Source organism: Brevibacillus ruminantium (genome assembly GCF_023746555.1).
Taxonomy (GTDB): Bacteria; Bacillota; Bacilli; order Brevibacillales; family Brevibacillaceae; genus Brevibacillus; species Brevibacillus ruminantium.
The window spans coordinates 3,266,393-3,288,809 of sequence record NZ_CP098755.1 but is presented as its reverse complement, the minus strand read 5'-3'; the positions used below and the strand labels follow the sequence as shown (position 1 = coordinate 3,288,809).

Annotated in this window: 27 protein-coding genes; 15 read left to right on the top strand and 12 right to left on the bottom strand. The window is 49.7% G+C overall.

Annotated features, from left to right (window positions below; all coding sequences use genetic code 11):
- Positions 1-68 precede the first annotated feature (68 nt).
- Positions 69-482 (top strand): Lrp/AsnC family transcriptional regulator, encoded by a 414-nt coding sequence (locus NDK47_RS16295; RefSeq protein ID WP_251870811.1) that lies wholly within the window; start codon positions 69-71, stop codon positions 480-482.
- A gap of 165 nt (positions 483-647) precedes the next feature.
- Here NDK47_RS16295 and NDK47_RS16290 read toward each other — a convergent pair whose 3' ends face one another.
- Positions 648-1,475, bottom strand: a complete 828-nt coding sequence (locus tag NDK47_RS16290) for a sulfurtransferase (RefSeq protein ID WP_251870810.1) — start codon at positions 1,473-1,475, stop codon at positions 648-650.
- A 109-nt stretch (positions 1,476-1,584) separates the two neighbouring features.
- Here NDK47_RS16290 and NDK47_RS16285 point away from each other — a divergent pair, with 109 nt between their 5' ends.
- Together NDK47_RS16285 and NDK47_RS16280 are read left to right on the top strand one after the other, a co-directional pair.
- Positions 1,585-2,196, top strand: coding sequence for a DUF502 domain-containing protein (locus NDK47_RS16285; protein WP_251870809.1), 612 nt, complete (start codon positions 1,585-1,587; stop codon positions 2,194-2,196).
- Positions 2,197-2,237: 41 nt separating this feature from the next.
- The gene (locus NDK47_RS16280; RefSeq protein ID WP_251870808.1) at positions 2,238-2,528 is read left to right on the top strand and encodes a hypothetical protein; all 291 of its coding nucleotides are present in this window, start codon (positions 2,238-2,240) and stop codon (positions 2,526-2,528) included.
- A gap of 64 nt (positions 2,529-2,592) precedes the next feature.
- On the opposite strand, the gene NDK47_RS16275 is transcribed toward NDK47_RS16280, so the two are convergent.
- Positions 2,593-3,048, bottom strand: a complete 456-nt coding sequence (locus tag NDK47_RS16275; protein ID WP_251870807.1) for an S-ribosylhomocysteine lyase — start codon at positions 3,046-3,048, stop codon at positions 2,593-2,595.
- 214 nt (positions 3,049-3,262) lie between these two features.
- On the opposite strand from NDK47_RS16275, the gene NDK47_RS16270 reads away from it, so the two are divergent.
- A complete protein-coding gene (locus NDK47_RS16270) occupies positions 3,263-3,997 on the top strand; it encodes a gamma-glutamyl-gamma-aminobutyrate hydrolase family protein (protein WP_251870806.1) in 735 nt (244 codons plus the stop codon).
- Positions 3,998-4,149: 152 nt separating this feature from the next.
- Here the strand turns inward: NDK47_RS16270 and NDK47_RS16265 are convergent, their stop codons facing one another.
- Positions 4,150-4,593: a DUF2621 family protein gene (locus NDK47_RS16265; RefSeq protein WP_251870805.1), complete on the bottom strand. Its 444-nt coding sequence runs from the start codon at positions 4,591-4,593 to the stop codon at positions 4,150-4,152.
- A gap of 189 nt (positions 4,594-4,782) precedes the next feature.
- On the opposite strand from NDK47_RS16265, the gene NDK47_RS16260 reads away from it, so the two are divergent.
- Together NDK47_RS16260 and NDK47_RS16255 are read left to right on the top strand one after the other, a co-directional pair.
- Positions 4,783-5,157, top strand: coding sequence for an ATPase (locus tag NDK47_RS16260; RefSeq protein ID WP_251870804.1), 375 nt, complete (start codon positions 4,783-4,785; stop codon positions 5,155-5,157).
- 114 nt (positions 5,158-5,271) lie between these two features.
- Positions 5,272-6,228: a tetratricopeptide repeat protein gene (locus NDK47_RS16255; protein ID WP_251870803.1), complete on the top strand. Its 957-nt coding sequence runs from the start codon at positions 5,272-5,274 to the stop codon at positions 6,226-6,228.
- A 71-nt stretch (positions 6,229-6,299) separates the two neighbouring features.
- Here NDK47_RS16255 and NDK47_RS16250 read toward each other — a convergent pair whose 3' ends face one another.
- The 4 genes from NDK47_RS16250 to NDK47_RS16235 all read right to left on the bottom strand — a co-directional run bounded on the left by NDK47_RS16250 (position 6,300) and on the right by NDK47_RS16235 (position 9,988).
- A complete protein-coding gene (locus NDK47_RS16250) occupies positions 6,300-7,223 on the bottom strand; it encodes an AEC family transporter (protein ID WP_251870802.1) in 924 nt (307 codons plus the stop codon).
- A 175-nt stretch (positions 7,224-7,398) separates the two neighbouring features.
- Complete coding sequence (locus NDK47_RS16245; protein ID WP_251870801.1) at positions 7,399-8,205, bottom strand: ABC transporter permease; 807 nt, start codon at positions 8,203-8,205, stop codon at positions 7,399-7,401.
- A complete protein-coding gene (locus tag NDK47_RS16240; RefSeq protein ID WP_251870800.1) occupies positions 8,186-8,989 on the bottom strand; it encodes an ABC transporter ATP-binding protein in 804 nt (267 codons plus the stop codon). Before NDK47_RS16240 ends, NDK47_RS16245 begins: the two co-directional genes overlap by 20 nt.
- Before the next feature lie 6 nt (positions 8,990-8,995).
- Positions 8,996-9,988 carry an ABC transporter substrate-binding protein gene (locus NDK47_RS16235; protein WP_251870799.1) on the bottom strand — a complete coding sequence of 331 codons (993 nt, stop codon included), beginning with the start codon at positions 9,986-9,988 and terminating at the stop codon, positions 8,996-8,998.
- Positions 9,989-10,121: 133 nt separating this feature from the next.
- On the opposite strand from NDK47_RS16235, the gene rnz reads away from it, so the two are divergent.
- The 3 genes from rnz (at position 10,122) to NDK47_RS16220 (ending at position 11,950) form a co-directional block, all read left to right on the top strand.
- A complete protein-coding gene (rnz, locus tag NDK47_RS16230; RefSeq protein ID WP_251876201.1) occupies positions 10,122-11,081 on the top strand; it encodes a ribonuclease Z in 960 nt (319 codons plus the stop codon).
- Between the two features lie 21 nt (positions 11,082-11,102).
- Positions 11,103-11,744, top strand: a complete 642-nt coding sequence (locus NDK47_RS16225; protein ID WP_251876199.1) for a YczE/YyaS/YitT family protein — start codon at positions 11,103-11,105, stop codon at positions 11,742-11,744.
- Between the two features lie 113 nt (positions 11,745-11,857).
- The gene (locus tag NDK47_RS16220; RefSeq protein WP_251870798.1) at positions 11,858-11,950 is read left to right on the top strand and encodes a sporulation protein YjcZ; all 93 of its coding nucleotides are present in this window, start codon (positions 11,858-11,860) and stop codon (positions 11,948-11,950) included.
- A 105-nt stretch (positions 11,951-12,055) separates the two neighbouring features.
- On the opposite strand, the gene NDK47_RS16215 is transcribed toward NDK47_RS16220, so the two are convergent.
- Positions 12,056-12,280 (bottom strand): stage VI sporulation protein F, encoded by a 225-nt coding sequence (locus NDK47_RS16215; protein WP_251870797.1) that lies wholly within the window; start codon positions 12,278-12,280, stop codon positions 12,056-12,058.
- A gap of 200 nt (positions 12,281-12,480) precedes the next feature.
- Here NDK47_RS16215 and NDK47_RS16210 point away from each other — a divergent pair, with 200 nt between their 5' ends.
- Positions 12,481-13,413, top strand: a complete 933-nt coding sequence (locus NDK47_RS16210) for a S8 family peptidase (protein WP_251870796.1) — start codon at positions 12,481-12,483, stop codon at positions 13,411-13,413.
- Between the two features lie 68 nt (positions 13,414-13,481).
- Here NDK47_RS16210 and NDK47_RS16205 read toward each other — a convergent pair whose 3' ends face one another.
- Positions 13,482-13,823, bottom strand: a complete 342-nt coding sequence (locus tag NDK47_RS16205) for a hypothetical protein (RefSeq protein ID WP_251870795.1) — start codon at positions 13,821-13,823, stop codon at positions 13,482-13,484.
- Between the two features lie 47 nt (positions 13,824-13,870).
- Between NDK47_RS16205 and NDK47_RS16200 the strand changes: the two genes are divergently transcribed.
- Positions 13,871-14,320 carry a DUF188 domain-containing protein gene (locus NDK47_RS16200; RefSeq protein WP_251870794.1) on the top strand — a complete coding sequence of 150 codons (450 nt, stop codon included), beginning with the start codon at positions 13,871-13,873 and terminating at the stop codon, positions 14,318-14,320.
- A 1-nt stretch (position 14,321) separates the two neighbouring features.
- On the top strand, positions 14,322-15,002 hold the full coding sequence (locus tag NDK47_RS16195) for a phosphatase PAP2 family protein (RefSeq protein ID WP_251870793.1): 681 nt from the start codon (positions 14,322-14,324) through the stop codon (positions 15,000-15,002).
- A 13-nt stretch (positions 15,003-15,015) separates the two neighbouring features.
- On the opposite strand, the gene NDK47_RS16190 is transcribed toward NDK47_RS16195, so the two are convergent.
- Positions 15,016-15,897 carry a LysR family transcriptional regulator gene (locus NDK47_RS16190; RefSeq protein WP_251870792.1) on the bottom strand — a complete coding sequence of 294 codons (882 nt, stop codon included), beginning with the start codon at positions 15,895-15,897 and terminating at the stop codon, positions 15,016-15,018.
- 131 nt (positions 15,898-16,028) lie between these two features.
- On the opposite strand from NDK47_RS16190, the gene NDK47_RS16185 reads away from it, so the two are divergent.
- Positions 16,029-17,252, top strand: coding sequence for an MDR family MFS transporter (locus tag NDK47_RS16185; RefSeq protein WP_251870791.1), 1,224 nt, complete (start codon positions 16,029-16,031; stop codon positions 17,250-17,252).
- Positions 17,253-17,521: 269 nt separating this feature from the next.
- Here NDK47_RS16185 and NDK47_RS16180 read toward each other — a convergent pair whose 3' ends face one another.
- Both NDK47_RS16180 and NDK47_RS16175 read right to left on the bottom strand, forming a co-directional pair.
- Positions 17,522-18,931, bottom strand: coding sequence for an amino acid permease (locus NDK47_RS16180; protein ID WP_251870790.1), 1,410 nt, complete (start codon positions 18,929-18,931; stop codon positions 17,522-17,524).
- Positions 18,932-19,123: 192 nt separating this feature from the next.
- Positions 19,124-20,521 (bottom strand): sigma-54 interaction domain-containing protein, encoded by a 1,398-nt coding sequence (locus NDK47_RS16175; RefSeq protein WP_305883339.1) that lies wholly within the window; start codon positions 20,519-20,521, stop codon positions 19,124-19,126.
- A gap of 229 nt (positions 20,522-20,750) precedes the next feature.
- Here NDK47_RS16175 and NDK47_RS16170 point away from each other — a divergent pair, with 229 nt between their 5' ends.
- Entirely contained in the window at positions 20,751-21,962 is a 1,212-nt protein-coding gene (locus tag NDK47_RS16170; RefSeq protein WP_251870789.1) for an ornithine--oxo-acid transaminase, read from the top strand.
- A 292-nt stretch (positions 21,963-22,254) separates the two neighbouring features.
- The gene (gene sda / locus NDK47_RS16165) at positions 22,255-22,395 is read left to right on the top strand and encodes a sporulation histidine kinase inhibitor Sda (protein ID WP_251870788.1); all 141 of its coding nucleotides are present in this window, start codon (positions 22,255-22,257) and stop codon (positions 22,393-22,395) included.
- Positions 22,396-22,417: the final 22 nt, after the last annotated feature.

The window sequence follows — 22,417 nt, the reverse complement described above, 5'->3', positions numbered from 1 at the left end:
GCACATAGACATATTCAAAATAACGAATATAGCCGGAAATACTTGATTATTGAAAGAGGTTCTGATTCATGCTTGATTATACGGACAAACGAATTCTGGAGGAACTGGCCAAGGACGGCCGGATTTCAATGAAGAAGCTGGGCGAGAAGGTTCATCTAAGCGGCCAAGCGGCAGCTAACCGGTTAGCGAAACTCGAGGATGACCAAGTGATCGAAGGCTATACGGTTCGCCTGAACTATAAAAAGACGGGCTACACCGTACATTCGTTTATTACCATTTTAACGCGAAGCTTCGATCATCAGCCGTTATTCTCGTTTCTGGGTACAAAGTGCTCATTCATACTCAATCGATTCAAAATCAGTGGAGAGGGCTGCTATCTCTTGGAATGTCGATTTCCGTCGAACGAAGAGCTTGACATTTTTTTAGGCGAGTTAAGCCGCTACGCCAATTATAGATTGAATATAGTCGTTAGCGAGTTTTAGGATATTCGATCTTGCCAAACCGGGGGAGGGGCACCGGGAACGCCAACCAAACTCAAGCGAGTTGCGCTCAAAAGGCGAGCATGCACCAAAAGAGGGCTGCAACAGGTTACTTGCTCATAACCTGTCGCAGCCCCCAAACCCGTGTCCGACGCGGCTTCTCGGCTCTTACTCTTCCCCTGTCGCCACGGGGTTCTCCTCATAGGACACCCAATCACTCCAGCTGCCGGCATACAGCTTGGCATCGGCTCGGCCAGCCGCGTGAAGCGCGAGCAGGTTGGTGCAAGCAGTCACCCCGGAGCCGCAGTATACAATAATCTCATTTCCCTCCAATGTCTCAAATCGTTTTTTCAATTGATCAAGAGGGAGCATCTGTCCCTCTTCAGAAAGGTTGTCCTTATAAAAGAAATGGCGTGCGCCCGGGATGTGTCCGGCCTTGGGGTCCAGTGGCTCCACTTCGCCTCGGTAGCGTTCCCCTGCACGGGAATCAAGCAGCGCTGTCGACACTTCGCGATTCGCAACCGCTTGCTGGTCGACCAGCATGTTTTCCTGAATCCGGGGGATAAACGTCCGTGGCGACGGAACCGGTATGTCAGCCGAGACCGCATAGCCCGCACGCTGCCAGGCGGAAAAGCCCCCATCCAGTACGGCTGCCTTGTCATGTCCGGCGTAACGAAGGAGCCACCAAAGGCGTCCAGCATAAGACATTTCCTGATCGTCATAGGCGATCACTGTTACGTCCTGGTCAATGCCGGCACGAGAAAACAGGGCAGTCAGCTCCGCGCTGTCCGGGATGGGATGACGGCCACCATGCTCGCTCTTTGGACCAGATAGATCGCGGTTGAGACTAAAGTAGAGGGCGCCGGGAATATGATTTTCACGATACTGTTCTTCCCCCAGTGTAGGATTGTTCAAAGCGAAGCGACAATCGACAATCAGAATATTCGGATCTTCCAGATGATCAAAAAGCCATTGCGGGGTTACCAGTGTCTGCATGCGTCTCCCTCTTTCTTTTTTCTTCATCATAGCAGATGACCACGTTGTCGGGTACAATGATTCGTAGAAGAAAAGGGGCAGCCGTCTCGAATGAAAGGAAGACGCATCAATGAAAAGGTTCCTTACCTATTTTCTGAACGGGTTGTTGGTCATCACGCCCATCGTCGTATCCGTATATGTCGTTACGTACCTCTTCCGTCTGGTAGACGAGTGGGGGAAAAAGGTGTTTGGCATGCTTTTGCCTGTGATTCCGTTTGGTGTCGGCTTGATTTTGACCATCGGGGTGATCGTCCTGATCGGGTTTATCAGCCAGCACTGGCTCATTCAGAAACTGATCGGCCGGATCGATGCCTTGTTTAACCGTTTTCCAGGCCTCAAAATCCTGTACAATTCGGTCAAGGATACCCTGAATGCATTTGTCGGAGAAAAGCGCAGCTTCTCCCAGGTCGTCATGATTCACGAAGCCCATGGCGTCAGGCGGATTGGCTTTATCACCACGGAGGACCTGGCCTTTCTCGGCTGTCCCCCGGACATGATCGCCGTTTACATACCTCATGGAATGCAGGTCAGTGGAGAACTGAAGCTGTTTCCACGCAAAAGCGAACAGATCGAATATCTCGATGTCTCGGTTGAGGATGCGATGCGCTTCTGCCTGACGGCGGGGATTGCATCCAAAAAGGAAGGCAAATTGGATAAGCGGTCAGAACAAAAGTTGAATTAGCAGATCGGATAGGTGGACTATCCACCTTTGATTTTTCCGATTTGCTGGATTTGACCCAACATCATGGGGAGAACTTCGAACAAGCGATCCGGGAAGGGTACGCGAATAAATTCAGCACGAAAAACGGCACCAAGTTTTTGGTGAAGCAAAAATTTGGGTTGATTGATGGTGCTGACCACGAAACCAGGAAAGAGTCCTTGGAAGGTCTGAATCTCAAAGACGACGAGGTCGACTGGCTGCGCTCGGCTCTATCCCGTAACTGGGAAGGGGTCGTAGAGGAGCAGCAAGATTCAGGTAAGAAAACAATCGCGATTAGGCTGGCTCGTCTGTAATAGAAAATCGAAAGCCCCGCAGCATGGGAAATGTCTGCGGGGCTTTCTGCTGCCTGTGGACGGACTACTGGCGAAATGGATCAGCGCTGATGCCCTGTGCCAGGACAATTCGTGCGTATTCCTGTGCGCTGAAGAGGGAGTGATCCTTGTAATTGCCGCATTCCAGCGGAGATACGGCGGGAATTTGCTGCGTTTCCAGAACCTTTTGCAAGACTGTCGTCAGAGCGGCGGCAATCTCAGCCGGATCGCGCTCATCCCAAAGGATTAAATAAAAACCGGTGCGGCAACCCATTGGCGAAACATCAATGACATCTTTCAGTTCATCCCGCAGATACGTAGCGAGCAGATGTTCAAGGGTATGGACCGCGGCCGTTGGCAAAGCATCCTGGTTCGGTTGAAGCAGCCGCAAATCATATTTTTGAATCGTACTGCCTTTCTCGTTTTTTTCCGTTCCGGCGATACGGACATAAGGTGCTTTTACTTTGGTGTGATCCAACTCAAAACTCTCGACTCTTGCCATCCTATACGCTTCCTTTCAAAGAAATTGGTTAAATTCAAAGTAACACAATCGGAATACTTTGTACATTGATGAAGGAGAAAATGTTTTCTTATGGAGGAATGGGTTGACAAAGGCAGTTCGCAGAACGCAAAAAAAACTTGCTTGTTGGAATCGGAGGGTGGATGATACAAAGAGAAGGAAGAGACAAAAAACTCGGAAAAAAGAGGCGAAACGCATGAGTACCCAAAAACCTGTTATCGGAATCACAGGAGCTCACGTCAAGCATAACTCCTTTATGGAAGGAGTCTATGTCCATCAGGACTATCCCAAATCGGTTGCAGCAGCAGGCGGACTGCCGATCGTCCTCCCCTATCTTTATCCCGAAATCACTTTGGAGACCTTGCCACTGGTTGACGGCATTATCCTGAGCGGCGGTGAGGATGTTGACCCATTCAACTACGGCGAAGAGCCTCATTTGCATCTGGGGTACACCACGCCGGAGCGCGATGATGTAGAAATCGAGCTGGTGCAATATGCGCTGGATCACAACATTCCGCTGCTCGCCATATGCAGAGGTGTGCAGATATTAAATGTAGCCCTGGGCGGGACGCTGATTCAGGACATCCCCAGCCAGGTAAAACAACCGCTTCAGCATTCACAAAAGGCGGAGCGGGGCAGAGATACCCACTGGGTTACGATCGAGGAAGGAAGTTGGCTTGCTCATATATTTGAGGCTGAACAGATTCGCGTGAACAGTTTACACCACCAGGCATTAAAAGATGTGGCGTCCGAGCTGAAGATCGTAGCCAAAGCGTCCGATGGCATTGTCGAAGCGGTAGAGTATACCGGCTCTTCTTTTGCCATCGGTGTACAATGGCATCCTGAATCCCAGGCAGCCGCTGCGAATCCGTTGATGTCCAAACTGTTTGAGGCGTTTGTCGAACGCTGCAAAGAAAAGCGGGAGCTGTAGTCAGGCTCCTTATTTCTTGTCCTGCCAAAGCGGCAAGTAACCATTGGGCCCCTTCACCAATTCACAGGAGAACGACGATGTTTTCCGTGTGCGGTGAAGGGGTGCAGTTTAATGGTAGAGCAGCGAAGAAAACTTGCTCCCACGCGTTTGGGTTAAGCCTCAGAGCTGAGGTATTTTTCGTAAGGGGAGTAGTCGATTTGCTTTTTCTGCAGATGGGAAATCAAGAATTTGTGGTCGCGCTTCGGTGTCGCGATAATATAGCCTTTGATGATCAGATCAATGCTGATCTCAGTAGCTTTCTCTTCGAGCGCCAGCTTGCCGATTTTGGCGGCGATGCTGCGGCGGGCCACATCCCGAAACAACTGTGGAACCGGATCAACCAGTTCATTCAAAAGCTCCAGTCCTTCCTCTGTCCACATGGAGCGAGTTTGGTCAATATAATAGTCCTGCCAGTCGAGGTCGGATTTGCCGTCCTGCTTCGGCATCGATTTCAGGAATTTGCGAAACATGAAAAAGCCGCCAATCCCCACCAGGCCAACCAGGACGATGGACCAGCCGATGATAAAAACGGAGAAGCCCGTCGACATTTCTGACATGATAGCACACCTCGTTCCGTTACATTCCATAGAAAATGATATCAACGTAAAGTGTATCGCATTTTCGCCGTTCCAACAAATCTTTTCGAACATCCTCCCCGAATAAAAATGCAAAGGCGCTGTTTGCTCTTCCCAAGCATGCATACAATTTAGTATGATTAGAATGAAACGCAAAAGGGGTTGACGCTCATGTTCAAGCTTGGACAACGTGTCGTCATCGTTGCTGACTCCTTTGAACAAGGGATGCCGATAGGTGAGTACGGGTATCTGATAGGCAGAGATCGCAATCCGGACAGCGCTTTTTCCTGGATTGTGCGTATTCCCAAAATAGATAAGCAGTACGCCTTGGTAGAGGATGATATCGCGCTGGAGGAGACTTTGCTTGAACAGGAAGCAGAGAGAGTCCAGAAAGAGGCTCTGCTGGACTATGCATTGGCTACACGCAACGAAGCTCTGTTCCGTCAGCTGATGGGCATTCAGGACGTGACAGAGGAAAATGGCGAACCTGTCAAGGAATCAATGGAAGAGTTTATTCGTAAAGTGAATATAAAAGCCTGGATATAGAGGATCAGGAGACATCAGATACGGGCGGTTTCCGCATGAGGGAATCGTTCGTTCTCTTTTTGCCGCTGATTGCTCCCATCTCTCCCAGGGAACCAAAGAAAGAGAGGCTGTTTCATGTCAGAATTTGTGACCTTTACCAATGAGCATGGCCAAAGTGTTCAGTTGTCGCGAGAGGATTTTCAGAAAAAGATCATTCCGCAAAATTTGGACAAGTTTTGGGACGATAAGGAAAAGCTGCGCGACTTCGCGATGGAGCTGGTGCGGGAGAAATTCTCCGAGCAAGCGGCTGTCGCGGCTGATCGGCTATTGGAGCTGTATGGTCCGATTGAATCTGCGCTGATTTTCCGTTCTGTGGTGCACATGCAGGCAGGGGAGTACGAGCAGGCGAAAAAAATGCTGCTCGATTGCCTGGAGCGTTTTCCGTCCTCCGGTACGGCGTGCACCAATCTGGCCAAGCTCTACGCGCTGGAAGGTCAAGAGGCCAAAGCCTTTGAGACACTGGAAGCGGGACTGTTCAAAGACCCTAACCAGGAAAACGGCCTGAATATGTATGTGGAAAGCTTTTTGCAATTTAACAAACGTGAGGAACTGAAGCGGAAATTGGAAGCGTTTATGTCCAAGGAGGGCTCATGGCGTCCGCAACTGCACTCGGCTCGTTTGGCAATGACAGAGGAAAATCTGTTAAAGGCCATGCAGTGGTATAAAGAAGCAATCGAGCGGGCGCCGGAAAAAGAAGAAGTGATCATGACGGTGACCGGAGAGCTTGGCCAAGCCGGGTATGTGTACCAGCTTATTCAGATTTGTGAGCAGTATTGGTCTTTGGATTCGATCACGTATCCGTTTACCGGATTCAACTATGCCAATGCCCTTTTGACCACCGACCAAAAAGAAAAAGCTATCACCATTCTGCGTCAGATGCAAGAACACTTGTCCGACCAGTACAAGCCGATGGTAGACCATTTCCTCGCCCGGATACCGGGTGCAGTGGACACAGAAGCGGCGATGAAGCAGACAGCGGAAAAGGCAGAGACGGAAGTGGCCGAGAAAAAAAGCAAGTGGAAGTTCTGGTAAGAAAAGTGGTGACGGGCGCCTGTGCGATTGCCAGGCGCTTTTCGTATGCATGTGTACCGATCTCTTTATTCCTAGAAGAGGCGAGTGGACAAATCGATGACAAACGTGAGCGTCAGGCTGCTAAGCAGCGTGGAAGCCAGTACGGCCTGTGCGGCGAATTCCGGCTCGTTCCCATACTCCAGTGCGAGGGCAGCACTGTTTCTGGAAGTAGGAAGCGCGCTGCATATCAGAAGAGCTTGCGCGATGACGCCATTCATGTTCAGCAATCGAAGCAGAACATAGGCACAGAGCGGAGCGGCGACCAGACGGAGGAGGCTGCTGGACAAAACCATACGGGAATATCGAGAAATCCCCAGCCGTGCTACCTGGGCCCCAATCGAAACCAGCGCGACAGCCAGCATGCTGTTAGCGACGGTATGCAGCGGGATCAGCACAAAAGAAGGCAAGGGCACCTGAAACATGTGAAGCAGCATGCCCGATACGAGGGCGTAGACAATAGGCAACTTTACAAAGGTAATCAGCGACGTTTTCAGCCCGATACTGGCTGTGCTAGCGTTAAACAGGCCGTAGGTGAAAGCGAGGACGACCTCAAACAGCACGACGACCATTTGCACGGACATGGCCAAGGGATCATGACGAAAGGCCAGATCGTTTACCGGGATGCCGATATTGCCGTTGTTGCTCAGGATGATACTGTTGTTGAAGCTGGCTGCAGATTTTTCCCCCAGACCCAGCAGCTTGCTTACAGCTTTCCCCAGGAAGTGAAGAACGGCCAGCTGAAGCAGCAAAAAAATAACAACCTCCTTTAAGAGGGACAGGGAGATGGAGGCTTCGTATATGGCAATGAAGGTCATGGCTGGCAAAAAGAAGTACATGATCAATTTGGACAACGTGTTCATATCGAGCTGAAACCTGCGATGCAGGATGACCCCGACACCAATCAGCAGGATTATCGGGAAAATGACTTGTGTAAGGATGGACAGGTAGGACGACATGCCGGTCACCTTCGTTTCTATCGTTTGAAGATGATTATAGCCGGGACATATAAATAGGTAAAATCTATAAAAATTATAAACGTAATAGATTTATCCTATAACGGAAAAAGTGGTTCTTCCTGCTTGGAGAGAAAAAGCGACGCTGCCCGCATCGTTGCAAGCAGCGTCCGCGCTTTTATTTAAATTGGCTGGTGAGTCTCCTTTCCAGAAAAGCAACCCCTTGATACATCAGAGTTGCTACGACAGCAATGATCGCCAGCGAAACCATGACCAGCGTAAAATTAAACACTTGGAAGCCGTAGATAATCAGGTATCCCAGCCCCATCTTCGAGACGAGAAACTCGCCGACGATCACACCAACCCAAGAGAGACCCACATTTACCTTCAGTGTAGACAAAATAGTGGGGATGGTGGAGGGCAAGATCACCAAGCGAAAGATTTGCTGTTTGTTCCCACCCAGGGTCTGCACAACCCTGATGTAATTCTGGTTGACTTCCTTGAAGCTGGTATAGATGACGATGGTGGTGATGATGACAGAGATGGCGCAGCCCATCGCGATAATCGAGAGCAAACCGGGACCGAGAAAGACGATAAAGACGGGTCCGAGCGCTACTTTGGGCATGCTGTTCAGGACGACGAGATAGGGGTCGAGCACGCGGGAGAGAAACGGTGACCACCAGATCAGTGTAGCCAGCAAGGTGCCAAGAATCGTTCCGAGCAGAAAGCCGACAACCGTTTCCCAGACCGTCATGCCGATATGCGGCAGGAGCCGGCCATCCATTAGCTGTGTCCAGAAAAGCTCCCACATCTTGGACGGATAACTGAAAATCAGCACGTTGATGGCGTCCATTCGGGCCATCCATTCCCAAATTCCGATAAAAACCAAAAAGATTGTCACCTGAGTGACGAAAATCAAATTTCGTTCTTTGCCTTTTTGCTTGATATGATTTTGATGGATCGCTTCAATTTCCTTTTGCAGCATCCGATACCACCTCCATCTCTTTCCAGACTTGGTGGAAGAGGTCCTGAAAGCCAGGGATATTTCGGGCATCAAAAGGGATTGCGTCGCGTATTTCGGAAGGAACGGCTACTTCACTGCTGATCCGTCCGGGATTGCGGGCCAGGATATAGATGCGGTCGCCCATCGCAATCGACTCGGACAGATCATGTGTGACCAGGATCGCCGTCTTTTTATGGCGGCGCAGCGCGGAAAAAATCAAATCCTCCAGCTTCAGCTTGGTCTGATAATCGAGTGCGGAGAACGGTTCATCCAGGAGCAGAACATCGGGCTGGCAGGCGAGCGTTCGCACCAGTGCCACCCGTTGACGCATGCCACCGGAGAGCTGGGCGGGATAAGCACGGCGCACGTCTGCCAGCTCCATCTCGTCAAGGAGATGCAGCGCGAAATCTTCAGTCTCTCTGTTGCGGATTCCCTGGATGTCCAGCCCGAGAAAAACGTTCTCCTCGATTGTCCGCCAGTTGAACAGATAATCCTGCTGAAGCATATAGCCGACCTGGCGGGAGCTTCCCAACACGGGCTTGCCTTCGATCAGCACCTTACCTGCGGTGGGCTTCTCCAGTCCGGCAATCAGTGAAAGCAGTGTCGTTTTCCCACAACCACTGGGGCCGACTAGACAGATGAACTCGCCTTCCTCCACGCGCAGGTTGATGTCCCTGACCGCCATGAACGCTCTGGACGTTGAAACATAGAGATGCGTGACGTGGCGTAGCTCAATCTTGGCCGGCGTAGAAAGAAGCTGGTTCATTTTTGATTACTTCCTTTCCTTTGCAGTTTTGGCGAAAGTGGTGTTGACTAGCTTGTTGTAGTCAACCCGCTCTTTCAGTTCACCCGCTGCGTCCATGATCTCCTGCAGTTGATTCCATTCGGCTTCATCCAGAATCGGGTCCGTTGCGAACGAGCCCTGCTCCTGGTAGCGTTTGATGGAGCTTTCCAGTATTTCCAGCGGGATATCCTGGAAGTAGGGGGCAATAACCTCCGCTATTTCTTTCGCCGAGTGGGAGGCGACCCATTGTTGCCCTTTGTAGATGGCATTGGTAAACTTTTGAATAGCGGTTTGCTGCTTGTCAAGATAGCTTTGCTTCGTCATAAACACGGTGTAGGGGACGGTACCGCTTTCTTTGCCGAAAGAGGCGACCACATGGCCGATCCCGTTCATTTCAAACTGGGACGCCTCAGGCTCAAACAGTTGGACGTATTCTCCTGTACCGGATGCAAAGGCAGAGGCGATGTTTTTAAATTCGATATTCTGTATTAACTCCAGATCCTTATGGGGATCAATGTTGTTCTTTTTGAGCACAAACTCGCCGACCATCTGCGGCATGCCGCCTTTTCGCTGTCCGAGAAAAACGTTGCCTTTCAGTTGGTCAAAGGAAAAATGATCTTGCTTTTTGCGTGAGACCAGGAAGGTGCCATCAGTCTGTGTGAGCTGCGCAAAATTAATCACGGGATCGGCAGCACCCTGCTGTGCGACGTAAATACTGGTCTCTGAACCGACCAAAGCGATATCAATGCCGCCGGAAAGCAGCGCGGTCATCGTTTTATCTCCACCCCAAGTGGTGGTCAGCTCGACTTCCAGCCCCTCTTCTTTAAAGAAGCCCTTTTCAACGGCGACGTATTGCGGGGCGTAAAAAAGGGAACGGGTCACCTCGCCGATCCGGATTTTTTCGGTGCTTCCGGCACACCCGCTCAAGATGGCCGTAAGCGCCAGACCGGCTGCCAGACCCACCCGTAATAAACGTTTCATCCTCTTCCCTCCTGTCAATGACCTGGGCTATTCATTTTCTGATGTAGGGTATGCGCCTAGAGAAAAAAGGGTGATTCTTCTCGTGGAGGGACAGGCACCGATAGAAAAAGAGACAAAGGAGTTCGTGAACAGCATGCATGTTACCTTTTTAGGAACCGGTTCCGGTGCCCCGTCAACACGAAGAAATGTAAGCGGGATCGCACTCGGATTTGACCAAAAATCAAAATGGTGGCTGTTTGATTGCGGAGAAGGAACGCAGCATCAGATTCTCCGTTCCGCTCTAAAAATCAGCCAACTGGAAAAAATCTTTATTACCCATCTGCATGGTGATCACCTGTATGGCTTGATTGGACTTTTGGCGAGCCGTTCGTTGCGCAATGACCACGCGACTCCCGTCGAGCTGTATGGACCCCCGGGCGTAGACCGTTATCTGAAAGCCGTGATGGACGTCAGTCCTGTACATTTGCACTATCCGCTTCAAGTGAAAATCATTCAAGAAGGCATCATTTATGAGGATGAAGAATGTACCGTGATCTGCAGAAAAGTGCAGCATCGGATTCCCGCCTACGCCTACGCTGTGCGGGAAAAAGAAAAGCCGGGTACTTTTCTCGTGGAACGGGCGAAAAGCGCTGGTATTCCGCCAGGACCGCTGTATGCTGCCTTGAAACGGGGAGAGCAGATAACGCTACCCGACGGTCGTGTCGTAAGCGGTGCGGATTATGTCGGTCCGCCCCAGCCGGGACGAACGGTTGTCTTTAGTGGAGATACGGAGCCTTGCGAAGCGGTTGCCGAGCTGGCGGAGGGGGCCGATTTGCTGATCCATGAGGCTACATACGCATTTCCTGACAAAGAGCTGGCGGTGCGAAGCGGACATTCAACTGCGAGGGAAGCCGCGCAAATGGCCAAGAGGGCAGGGGTGAAAGCGTTGGTTTTGACTCATTTTAGTCCCCGCTATGAAAACGAAGACGGCGAACTGACCATGGAGGATTTGCTGAAAGAGGCACAGGAAGTCTTTCCTGACACAACACTGGCTGCTGATTTTGCTTCATTTACCGTCAGGAGGGAGCGAAAGACAGCGGGAGAGGAAAGGTGAGCAGAAGTGTCCGGTCATTGGATGGGTACGCCCATCGTTATTCGGTATGTCATGTTTGTGTTAGGATTGTTTGTCGGCGCGTTTGGATGTGTCTTGATGATCAAGGCCAATTTGGGAGTGTCGCCTTGGGACGTCTTCCATATTGGGCTGCAAAAGACATTTGGACTGACTATTGGGTTGTGGTCGCAGATCGTCGGGATCATCGTCATTTTTCTTTCGTTTGCCCTCGCGAAAATCAAACCCACATTTGGGATGTTTTTAAATATGCTGTGCTTTGGACTTTTTCTGGATCTGTTTTTGTGGATGAATATCATCCCTGAGGCGGAAGGCATGTTCCAACGGATTACCATGCTGTTGATTGGACTTTTGGTATTGGCGGTGGGGGTCGGCATGTATCTCTCCCCACGGCTGGGGGCAGGGCCTCGGGATAGCTTCATGCTGGCCATGCATGAACGCATGGGCTGGAGTATTCAAAAAGTTCGGTTGATCATTGAACTGGCGGTCCTGATAGCCGGTGCAGCATTGGGAGGTCCGGTATCGGTCGGAACCGTTCTAGTCGCGCTGCTAACGGGGCCCCTGATTCAACGAACCATACCGTTTTGGCAGCAGTTGATGCAAAAACCATACGGCATGGCAGAGCCGTTACAGCGCAAGGCAAGCTGAATCATATCGATCGCAAAGAAGACTAGGTTATGCGTGAATGGGCGTCAGTCCAATCACGTTTTTTGTTTTTTACATACAGTATGAGTAGTTTGTCGGCAAAGGAGGGTAAAAGAATGACTGAATTCAAAAGCGGTTTCTTTGAAGACTTCTCTCTGGTTCTCGTTCTCTTCGTTTTGCTTACGATCGTCGCTTGCTCTTGTAACTAAGTTTGACATCAATCTACCTGGATTTCATGACAAAAGGAGAGCAATCGGCTCTCCTTTTGTTGTGTTTCCCGACTACTTGATGGGGGGAGATCATCCATTCTGATCTTAGCGAATTTTATTTTTTACTTCCTTGCGAACCTTGGAAATTTGATCATCGGACAATGGAATCCCGACCGCTTTTCCGACTTTTTTGATGAGCTCCTTCAACTTTTGGTCATCCTGAAAATCCTTCTTTTTATAGCCTCTTGCCAGTGATTTGATGTCATCCATGCTTAAATTCTTTTTGCTTTTCTCGTTGATCTTTTTTAACAAATCGTTTGGGTTTGGCATTTTTTCGCTCCTTTCCTTTCGAGTCCCTCAGACGACGATGTCCCCCACTTGCAGTCATATGGCTGCAACTCGGATTCTGAGTGGACAGAAGCTGACGATTGCACGCCTATTTTTGGTGTCCTGTGCATCTACCCAACCCACCTAATCCGCTCATACATAAGATGAGACAGACATTTATCACGATAGGAGGAATCGGCGAGTTGAAAATCCTTTCTTTTCACAAAAGGCACTCGTTTCCCAGTATTTTGTCTGAATTGCAGAAGAGAATGTCCAGCCATATGGTGAACCAGCCATGGAGCTGTTACGAAGATCTGTCATGTCTATGCGTGAAGAAAGACACCTTTGAACGCTTTCGTGATGAATTTTTACGCTACAATCCCACAATCGAAGAGAATGTAACCGTCCGTGTGCATGGTACAGATGAAGTGCCATGGGGAGTTCAGTACGTCGGGGCCGAACGTATGTGGAAAAGAGGAATGGGGAATGGAGTGAGGATCGCCGTCATCGATACAGGTATCTCCCGTGACCATTTCGAGTTAAGGGAACGGGTCAAGGGTGGGGTGGACTTGGTGGGAGGAAGGCGAAATGGGCATGGTACGCACGTGGCAGGGATCATTGTGGCGGAAATAAACAATGCGGGGATTGTCGGTGTCTCACCCGAGGCTCATCTCTATGATGTAAGAGCGTTTCGAGAGGATGGTACGGCGTCGTTGTCCGATATCATCCAAGCGCTGAACTGGTCGATTCAAAATGATATGGATATTATCAATATGAGCTTTGGTATGGAGATGCACAGCGAAGCACTGGAACGAATGATCAAAAAAGTATCGAACAAAGGGATCGTCATGGTTGCTTCGGCAGGAAATAACGGCAGGGAAGTGGAATACCCGGCTCGCTATTCCGGAGTAATCGGGGTAGGGGCGATTGACCAAAACGGGAAGCTGGCAGATTTCAGCTCCCGAGGAAAGGGAATGAATATGAGGGCACCAGGTGTGGATATCAAATCAACCTGGCCGGGTAACGGTTTCCGTACCTTGAACGGAACCTCCATGGCAGCTCCTCATGTAACAGGGCTGATGGCACTGCGCATGGCCCGTAAGAAAAGAATTGCCAATAGAGTATTGCAAAAATAGCAAAGAAACCGGACAGCTCGATTGTGAGGGGGCTGTTCGGTTTCTTTTTGTATCGGCAGCGTTTAGGCTTATTGATGTGTTTTGGTTTCATAGTCTTGCTGGACGCGGAACCATATATTAAGATCATTGATGATGCTGGCTAATTCATGTATCTCTGAATTCAACTCACAGCAGCGGGGAAAATTCTCCTCTTCGGACAACTGTGATTGCTTTTCATTGATGGTGGCCTCCAGTTTGATGATTCGATCTGGGATGGTGGAACGGATCTCTTCCCACTCGAGCAAAATGTCAGCTCGTTCTGTGGGGGTATATTCTTCCCAAGCCAGTGGAAGGTCAGGAAGCTGGATTCCCATCCGCTCATTGTAAACAAATTGGTAACGCAAAGGCTCACTCACTCCTTTCCTCCCCATCGTATCAAAAAAGCAGGAGAGGGGGAAGTACGAAGAGAGGTGTTCACATGCAAGAGAAGCGCGTATTGATTGATGCCGACGCCTGTCCACGCCAGGTTTTGGCTATTGCCAAAAGAACATGTGCGGAAAAAGGCTGGTCTTGCATCACGTTCGCCAGTTTCAATCATCAATTCACAGGCGAGAATCATGTTTCCGTTGACGCAGGACCGCAGGCGGTCGATATGAAGCTGGCCAATGCGGCAACCGCAGGTAATATCGTAGTGACGCAGGATATCGGACTGGCTGCACTGATTTTAGCCAAAAGAGCGAAGGCAGTCTCCCCGCATGGGACGATCTTTGAGTCGGAGAGAATATCGTTTTTTTTGGAGGAGAGAAATGAAAAAGCCCGCTTTCGCAGGGGCGGCGGGAGAACCAGGGGGCCGGCAGCTCGAAGTACAGCGGATGATGTGCGCTTCAGCCGAGCCCTGCAAAAATTGATGGAAGAATCGGAGGACTAGTATGTATCGGATGACGCGAACACAAGGGAATCGTAAATTTTTATGGATCGCGGCCATTTTCTTTCTGCTCGCTTTTGGCATGGTAGCTGTTTACAAATGGGTTGGGTTTTCTGGATTGGATGAGGCGGGATTTGCATTTGCAAGCAGTCTCCGCTTTGATCTGCTCACGACGGGGTTAACGGTTCTCACCCATCTGGGAGATACCAAATCGGTGATTACGTTGGTCGCGATCTTGCTTTTGTGGCTATTTTTGAAAGGATACCGCAAAGAGATCGTCATCGTAGCCGTGATCATTCTGGCCGACACCATGATGAACGAGTTGATGAAAAATCTGTTTGCCCGGGAGCGTCCGATTGGCTTGAACCTGATCACCAAACCGGACTCTTACTCGTTTCCCAGTGGACATGCTATGATCAGCTCCGTTTACTTTTTAATCGTGGCGTACTTGTTCCGGACGCTCGGAGAGCATACCTGGTGGCGGTTTCTCACGCCGTTGTTCTATGTGCTGATTTTGCTGATCGTAAGCAGCCGTGTCTATCTCGGAGTTCATTTTGCCAGTGACGTGCTGACCGGTCTTTTCTTTGCGTTTGGCTGGTATTTTCTGTTCCGATATGCCGATGATAAATGGGTGAGAAGGCGTCAGACATCTTATCCGCGGTGGACGCCCTCTACCCGTTATTAATGATTCGCCAAAGTTAAGTGAAATAGCCGAATTCATTCATCAAGCTTAGCCATTTTTCTACGCTAGGCTTGTTTTTTTTGTCCTTCGGCAAAACGATATACGCAGATCGTTTCGGGGGCTTGTTGCCGACGATCTGCACTTCCTTCAGTGTTCCTGCCGCCAGGTCCGCTTTTACCGCAGATCGTGTCAGCAGACTGACGCCAAGCCCGTCTTTTACGAGATCAATGGCCAGCTCTGCTTTGTCAAGATGCAAATTGGGGACGTAGTTGCGTGGGAGTGTCTGACGAATCCACTCATCAAAGGGAGGGCCCCAGTTGACGTACAGAAGAGGCAGTTTCCTCAACTCCCTGGCATCCACCTGCGAAGCGGAGGCGATGGGGTCCTGTGGACTGCATACAAGGACGATTTCATCATCCCAGGTGGGGATGACGTCAAAGGTCGGCAGGGAAGGCGGCACATATACAATCCCGATTTGAATGACATTATCCAGCAAGTATTGAATCACATCGGAAGAGTGTCCGGTTTTTGTGCTGATCGCGATCTGCGGATAGCGGACATGGTACTCTCGCAGAATCGGCTCCAGTGTAGAAGCCCAGATGGAGTTTAGACTCCCGATAGAAAGATAGTCTTCATAGGGTTGGAGCGAGGCGATTTCATTTACCGCCTCATGAGCGAGCTTGAGAATCCGCTCAGCGTACGGTAGCAGGGTAAGGCCTGCCTGGGTAATTTCGACGCTGCGTTTATCACGGATAAAGAGAGGCTTGCCAACCTTATCTTCCAATTGTTTGATCCGCATCGTTACGGTAGACTGCACGAGGTGAAGCATCTCGGCCGCCTTGGTAAAGTTTTTCGTCTGGGCTAATGTGTAGAAGGCCCGAAGCTGTTCGAAGTCCATTCAGATGTTCCCTCTTATCTAGAGAATTGATAACTCTATACAAAAAGAATCGTTTCTCAAATTATACCTTGTTCCTTATGCTGAAGGTACCTTTATTTCAGTAAGGGAATACCGGAGAGCGAGTGATTGAAATGAAACGGGAAATATGGGGAGAGACCCCGGTTTCCGTAAAGCTGTTGTTGGGCACCTCTTTTATGATGAATCTGGGCTTTTATGCGCTGATTCCCTATTTAACTCTGCATTTGACTGGCAGCATCGGTTGGACTGTCGCCATGGCTGGACTTGTGCTCAGCGTCCGTCAGTTCTCTCAGCAAGGTTTTGCGTTCTTGGGCGGTGTTGTTGCGGATAAATTCGGATACAAGGGAACGATGGTCCTGGGACTGTGGATCAGGGCGATCGGGTTTGCCATGTTTGCGTTTTGTACGGAAACCTGGCATTTTTTTATCGCAGCTATTCTTTCTGGATTGGGCGGCTCTCTGTTTGACCCAGCGGGGTCTGCTGCATTTGCGGTCCTGACTCCGGAGCCGATTCGCAAAGAAGTCTTTTCCTTTCGCAATGTACTGACAAATATTGGGATTGTAGGCTCGCAAGTCGTCGGAACGGCGCTCGCTTCTGTAGATTTCACCTATTTGTCTCTCTTTGCTGGTACCATGTTTGCGGTAAATGGACTGCTCGTGCTCTTTTTCCTGCAACCCATTGCAGCCAAAAATACACGACAAGGGATTTGGAGCAGCATGTCGGTGGTCATCCAGGATCGGCGCTTTGTCCGCTACACCATGATCCTGATGGGCTACTACTATTTGAACATGCAACTTTTTTTGACGATCCCGCAGCTAGTTGAGGACGTCACAGCCCGAAAAGCGGATGTCGGGATTGTCCTTTCGGCGATATCTGTCTCGGTTATTTTGTTGCAAATGAAGGTAAGTCAGTGGCTGGAGGGGTATAACCAGCGCTTTACGTTAATTGGGATCGGCGCACTGGTAATGGGTGTGGGGCTGTTCTTGCTCGCATTTGCTGATAACCTATGGATGTTAATCGTCAATGCCTTTCTGTATGCGCTGGGAACCATGATTGCCGTGCCTAACGTGGTGGAGGTCGTACCGCGGCTGGCACCAAAGGAACAGGTCGGGGCCTATTACGGATTTAACGGATATTCCCTTGCGATTGGCGGCTCTTTCGGACAATTCGCTGGTGGATGGGTGTATGATACGGCTCGTCACTTGGGTGCATCCTGGCTTCCGTGGACGATTTGTCTTGTCATCGGGATCTGGGTGGCTTGGCAGATGCATCGGATGGAGCAAAGCATCCAGGCAGAGAATCGTGGAAAAAACTGTACAAAAATGGCCCGTTCATGAAAATGTGCTAGGCATTGAAACATTTTCTATATGTTCTTCGTATATAACGGTAGAGGGTTGGCAAGAGAGAAATGGAGGGAATCGCGAATGGAAGATATGAAAAAGCTGAAACGTATGCTGCTAGTAACCAGTTCCCTTGGGTTTGCCGTCTTTGCCATGGTGGTTATTACGGAGATCGTTCGTTTATCATTGTAGCTGCAGAAATAATGACGAAAAGCTTGCGGAAATCAGCCGCAAGCTTTTCTTTATGAAAGGAAGTCAGTTGGGAATCAGACGGCGTTTTCCCCCGATTCGGTGGAATCGCCGCGCTTGTTTTTAAAGTAGAACTGGTAAATCAGAATGGAAATGATAACGAAGGGGACTCCGCCATACAGGGCGATGCGCTGGCTTGGATCAAAGGCCAGGCTGACCAAGACGACGATGTTCAGCACCAAAGCGAGACCGGGCAAAAACGGGTAGAGTGGCGTTTTAAATTTCAGGTCCTCCAGCTTTCCGCCCTTTTTCAGGTATTGACGACGGAAAGCGAGTTGCGAAGCGGATATCGAAATCCAGCCAACCTGCGCACCCAGACCTGCCACCGAAAGCAGCACCATGAAAACCGTTTCCTCAGCGATAAACCCGGAAAGAAGAGAAAGCAACGAGATCGCAAAGGTAATCAAAAGTGCGTTCATGGGAATTCCCTTGCGATTGGTGAGGCCTAATTTATGACTCGCCATTCCTGTACGGGAAAGGGAGTAGAGCATCCGCGTCGCGGCATAGAGACCGGAGTTGGCTACAGAAAGCAGGGCGGTCAGAACGACGAAGTTCATGATATCCGCCGCATAAGGGATTCCGATGCTGTCAAAGACCGCCACAAACGGACTTTCGACGACTCCAGCCTTCGTGTAGGGAATCAAACCGGCCAAAATAAAGATGGCGAGCACAAAAAATACCAAGGTTCTCCACACCGTTGTGCGAATAGAGCGGGGGATTGTTTTTTCAGGCTCTTTGCTCTCACCGGCAGCGATCCCGATCAGTTCGGTTCCCTGGAAGGAAAAATTAACCGTAATCATCGTTAAAAGGAGTCCGGTAATCCCGTTTGGGAGCAGCGGGCTGTTGATATATTGAGACAACATTGGTGCAGGCTGCCCACCTTTCATGCTGATCAGGCCAAACATGGCTGCACCGCCCAGGATGATAAACAGGATGATAGCGCTTACTTTAATGCTGGAAAACCAGAACTCAGTTTCTCCGAAAGCACGTGCTGAAAGCGCATTCAGAAGAAAGAGAAGGGCTCCGAAGATCGCACACCACATCCATACAGGCGAACCAGGGAACCAGCGCTGCATCATCAGGCCGGAAGACAATAGTTCCAGGGCCACCGTCACCGCCCAGCCAAACCAGTAAAGCCAACCGACGGCAAAACCGAGCGAAGGGCTGACAAATTTCGTCATATAGGCTTGAAACGATCCGGCTACAGGCATGGCGACCGACAGTTCTCCCAGACAGAGCATGGTGAGATACATAATGAATCCGCCGACCAGGTAGGAAATAATGGTTCCGATTGGACCGGCCTGACTGATGGTATAGCCCGAGCCCACAAATAATCCCGTTCCGATAACCCCTCCGAGAGAGATCATGAAGAGATGCCGACTGTTCATAGAGCGCTTTAAATCGTGGTGTTCATTCATTGTGGACATGCAACTCTCTCCTTCGTTAAGAATACACAAGGCAAAATCATAAAGTGCGTGTATATTCTCTAAGCACATATTGTGCCAAGTCGGAATTGTGGAACGGTTGTCTATTATGGGACGATTACACTTTTGCCCATGCAAAAAAATTACGCAGTACGCGCAAAAAAATCATTTGTGGAAAAAATATTTTGCGGGTTACTATCGTTTGACCCCCAGCTTCCGAACTCGGTATTGAAGGCTTTGTCGGCTGATTTGCAATTCTTGGGCAGCTCGAGAAATGTTGCCGTTGTGTTTTTCTACGACTTTTTGTATGTAATAGGTTTCGAACTCTTGCAGCTTTTGCTTTAAGGGCACGATTTCGTCCGATACGGGCATCACTGTTATCTTTTCCTTTAGAGACCCAGATGTGCGGCGTAAAAAATGGTAAGGAAGATGCTCGGAGGTAATCAATCGTTCATCGGCCATCAGATTCATGGATCCTTCGATGATATGCTGCAGCTCACGAACATTGCCCGGCCAGTCATGGCTCATGAAAAATTGCATTACATGGTCGGATACGCCCTCGACCTTCATTTGAAACAGCTCATTGTATTTTTCAATGAAATGCCGAATCAGGAGCGGAATATCGTCTTTGCGGTCACGCAGGGATGGAATAAATAGTGTAACCACACCAAGCCGATAGTATAAATCCTTGCGCAATCGCTGATGAGAGATGGCTTCTACAGGATCTTCGTTCATCGCGGCGATGATTCGCACATCAATCGCTCTGTCCTTCGTATCCCCGATGCGGCGAATCGACTTTTCCTGCAGGGCCCGCAACAGTTTAGCCTGAAGGGACATACTAAGCGAGTTGATCTCGTCCAAAAAGAGGGTGCCGCCCTGTGCCTGTTCAAATAAGCCGGGCCGCTCCACCGCGCCCGTAAATGCACCGCGTGCGGTACCGAAGAGGAGTCCTTCGATCAGGCTGTCGGGCAACGCGGCGCAGTTTTGGGAAATAAAAGGTCCTGCTGCGCGCATGCTGGCGTTGTGTATGCTTTGAACGAACAGTTCTTTGCCAGCCCCAGTTTCACCAACGACCAGGACAGAAGAAGAGGTACGGGCAGCGCGCTTGGCATTTTCGACGACATCCTTGATGACTGAGCTGTCTCCGATAATTTTGTCAAAGGTATAACGTGCGCCGTTCTCCCAGAGATTTTTCTCGCGCAGCAGCCGTTCCACCTTGGTCACGTCATTAGCCAGCTCCATGGCGCCGAGGAGTTCACCATCGACGATGATCGGGTAGGTATTGTTGATGGTGTTGATCTCTTGTCCTTTGTCGTTGAAATAGGTTTGGCGCACATTGCGTACGCTGTTTCTGGTCCGCAGACAAGTGAGCAAGGTACTCTCCTGCCCTTGGGGAAATTGGAAAACCTCTGCGAGGGGCTTGTTCAGCACATCCCGTTTACTCATGGATTCCATCTCGGTCATTTTGCGGTTATAGACGATTGTAGTTCCGGCAGCATCGATGACATGGACGCCTTCATTCACACTGTCCAAAATACTGTCCAGGACGTGAAGATATTTGTCGGGCGTAATCATGTGTTTCCCGGTTGACATTTGTCAAAGCACCTGCCTTAGAAAGAGTATGACTACCATCATAACATAGGATGAAGCAGGTGCAAAAATATTATGCTGGTTGTCATAAAAAAACGGAAATAGATGCAAATTAATTTGGCACAAAACGTCTCTTTTTTGCATGAAAATCAGCAATGGCAACGGAAAGTATCTGTTGGCATCATTCTTGAATAAGAGAAAGGGCAATGCAGATACAAGGAGGCAGTGACACATGAATAAAACCAATCAAGTGATTGATCAAACGGAAAAATTCGGGGCGCACAACTATCATCCGCTACCGATTGTGATTGCCAAAGCAGAAGGTGTTTGGGTAGAAGATCCTGAAGGAAATAAATATCTCGACATGCTCAGCGCATACTCGGCCCTGAACCAGGGGCACCGTCATCCGCGCATCATTCAAGCACTGAAGGATCAGGCGGACAAAGTAACCCTCACGTCTCGTGCTTTTTACAACGATCAGTTGGGGACTTTTTATGAAAAGCTGGCGGAACTGACGGGAAAAGATATGATTTTGCCGATGAACACCGGTGCAGAAGCGGTGGAAACGGCGTTGAAAGCAGTAAGACGCTGGGCGTATGATGTCAAAAAAGTGCCGGAAAATCAAGCGGAAATCATTGTGTGCGCCGGCAACTTCCACGGACGTACCGTCACAATCACTTCCTTTTCTTCCGATCCTGGCTATCAACGCGGGTTTGGTCCGTTCACCCCGGGCTTTACGATCATTCCTTACGGCGATCTGGATGCATTGAAGCAGGCGATCACACCCAATACAGCAGCCTTTATGCTTGAACCAATCCAGGGGGAAGCGGGGATCATTATCCCGCCAGAAGGCTTCCTGAAACAGGCCTATGAGGTTTGCAGGGAAAACAATGTCTTGTTTGTCTGTGATGAAATCCAGACCGGATTTGGCCGCACTGGAAAATTGTTTGCTGCGGATTGGGAAGATGTGAAACCGGATATGTACATCATGGGGAAAGCGCTGGGCGGAGGAGTATTCCCGATCTCAGCCGTAGCGGCAGACAAGGAAGTACTCGGGGTGTTTGAACCAGGTTCGCATGGTTCTACATTTGGAGGCAACCCGCTCGGCTGTGCTGTTGCCATTGCAGCCATGGATGTATTGAAGGATGAACAGCTTGTCGAACGTTCCCGGGAACTGGGAGAGTATTTTATCAGCAAGCTCAGAGAGATCCAAAATCCGTTGATTAAAGATATTCGCGGAAGAGGACTCTTTATCGGACTGGAGCTGAATGGCGCGGCTCGACCTTACTGCGAGAAATTGAAGGAACTGGGTCTGCTGTGCAAAGAAACACATGAAACGACCATTCGATTTGCACCGCCATTGATGATCAGCAAAGAGGACCTGGATTGGGCAATCGAGCGGATCAAGCAGGTGCTGCACGTTTCTGAAACAGCAAACGCATAAGCCATCCCGTCAACGCAAAAGCGGACCCTCTGCGGAGTCCGTTTTTTTACTGAGCGTGCAAAACAGCGGTATACGAACGATGTATACAGTCAATCGTTCGACAAATTACGACAGTATGTGGATAATTACGATCGGAGAATCCACATAGACAAGCCTGAGTTTTTATTACTTGCGCACATTTTGCCCACAACTTACTCACATGATATCCCCATGCCCTGTGGATATCAGAACGATTGTTCGTGCCCAATTCTTTTGATACAATGGGTTCAGGTTAAAGGATGGAGGTGACAACGTGAAATACTTAACTGACCAAATGTTGATCGAAGTATATCATCGTGCAGTCGACCTTCAACTGGACCCAGATTTTATTGAATTGCTTAACACAGAGATAAAGAGAAGAAACATCGGACACACGCAGGTAGTCAGCGCGTGAACGGGCTAACAAAGAAATGATT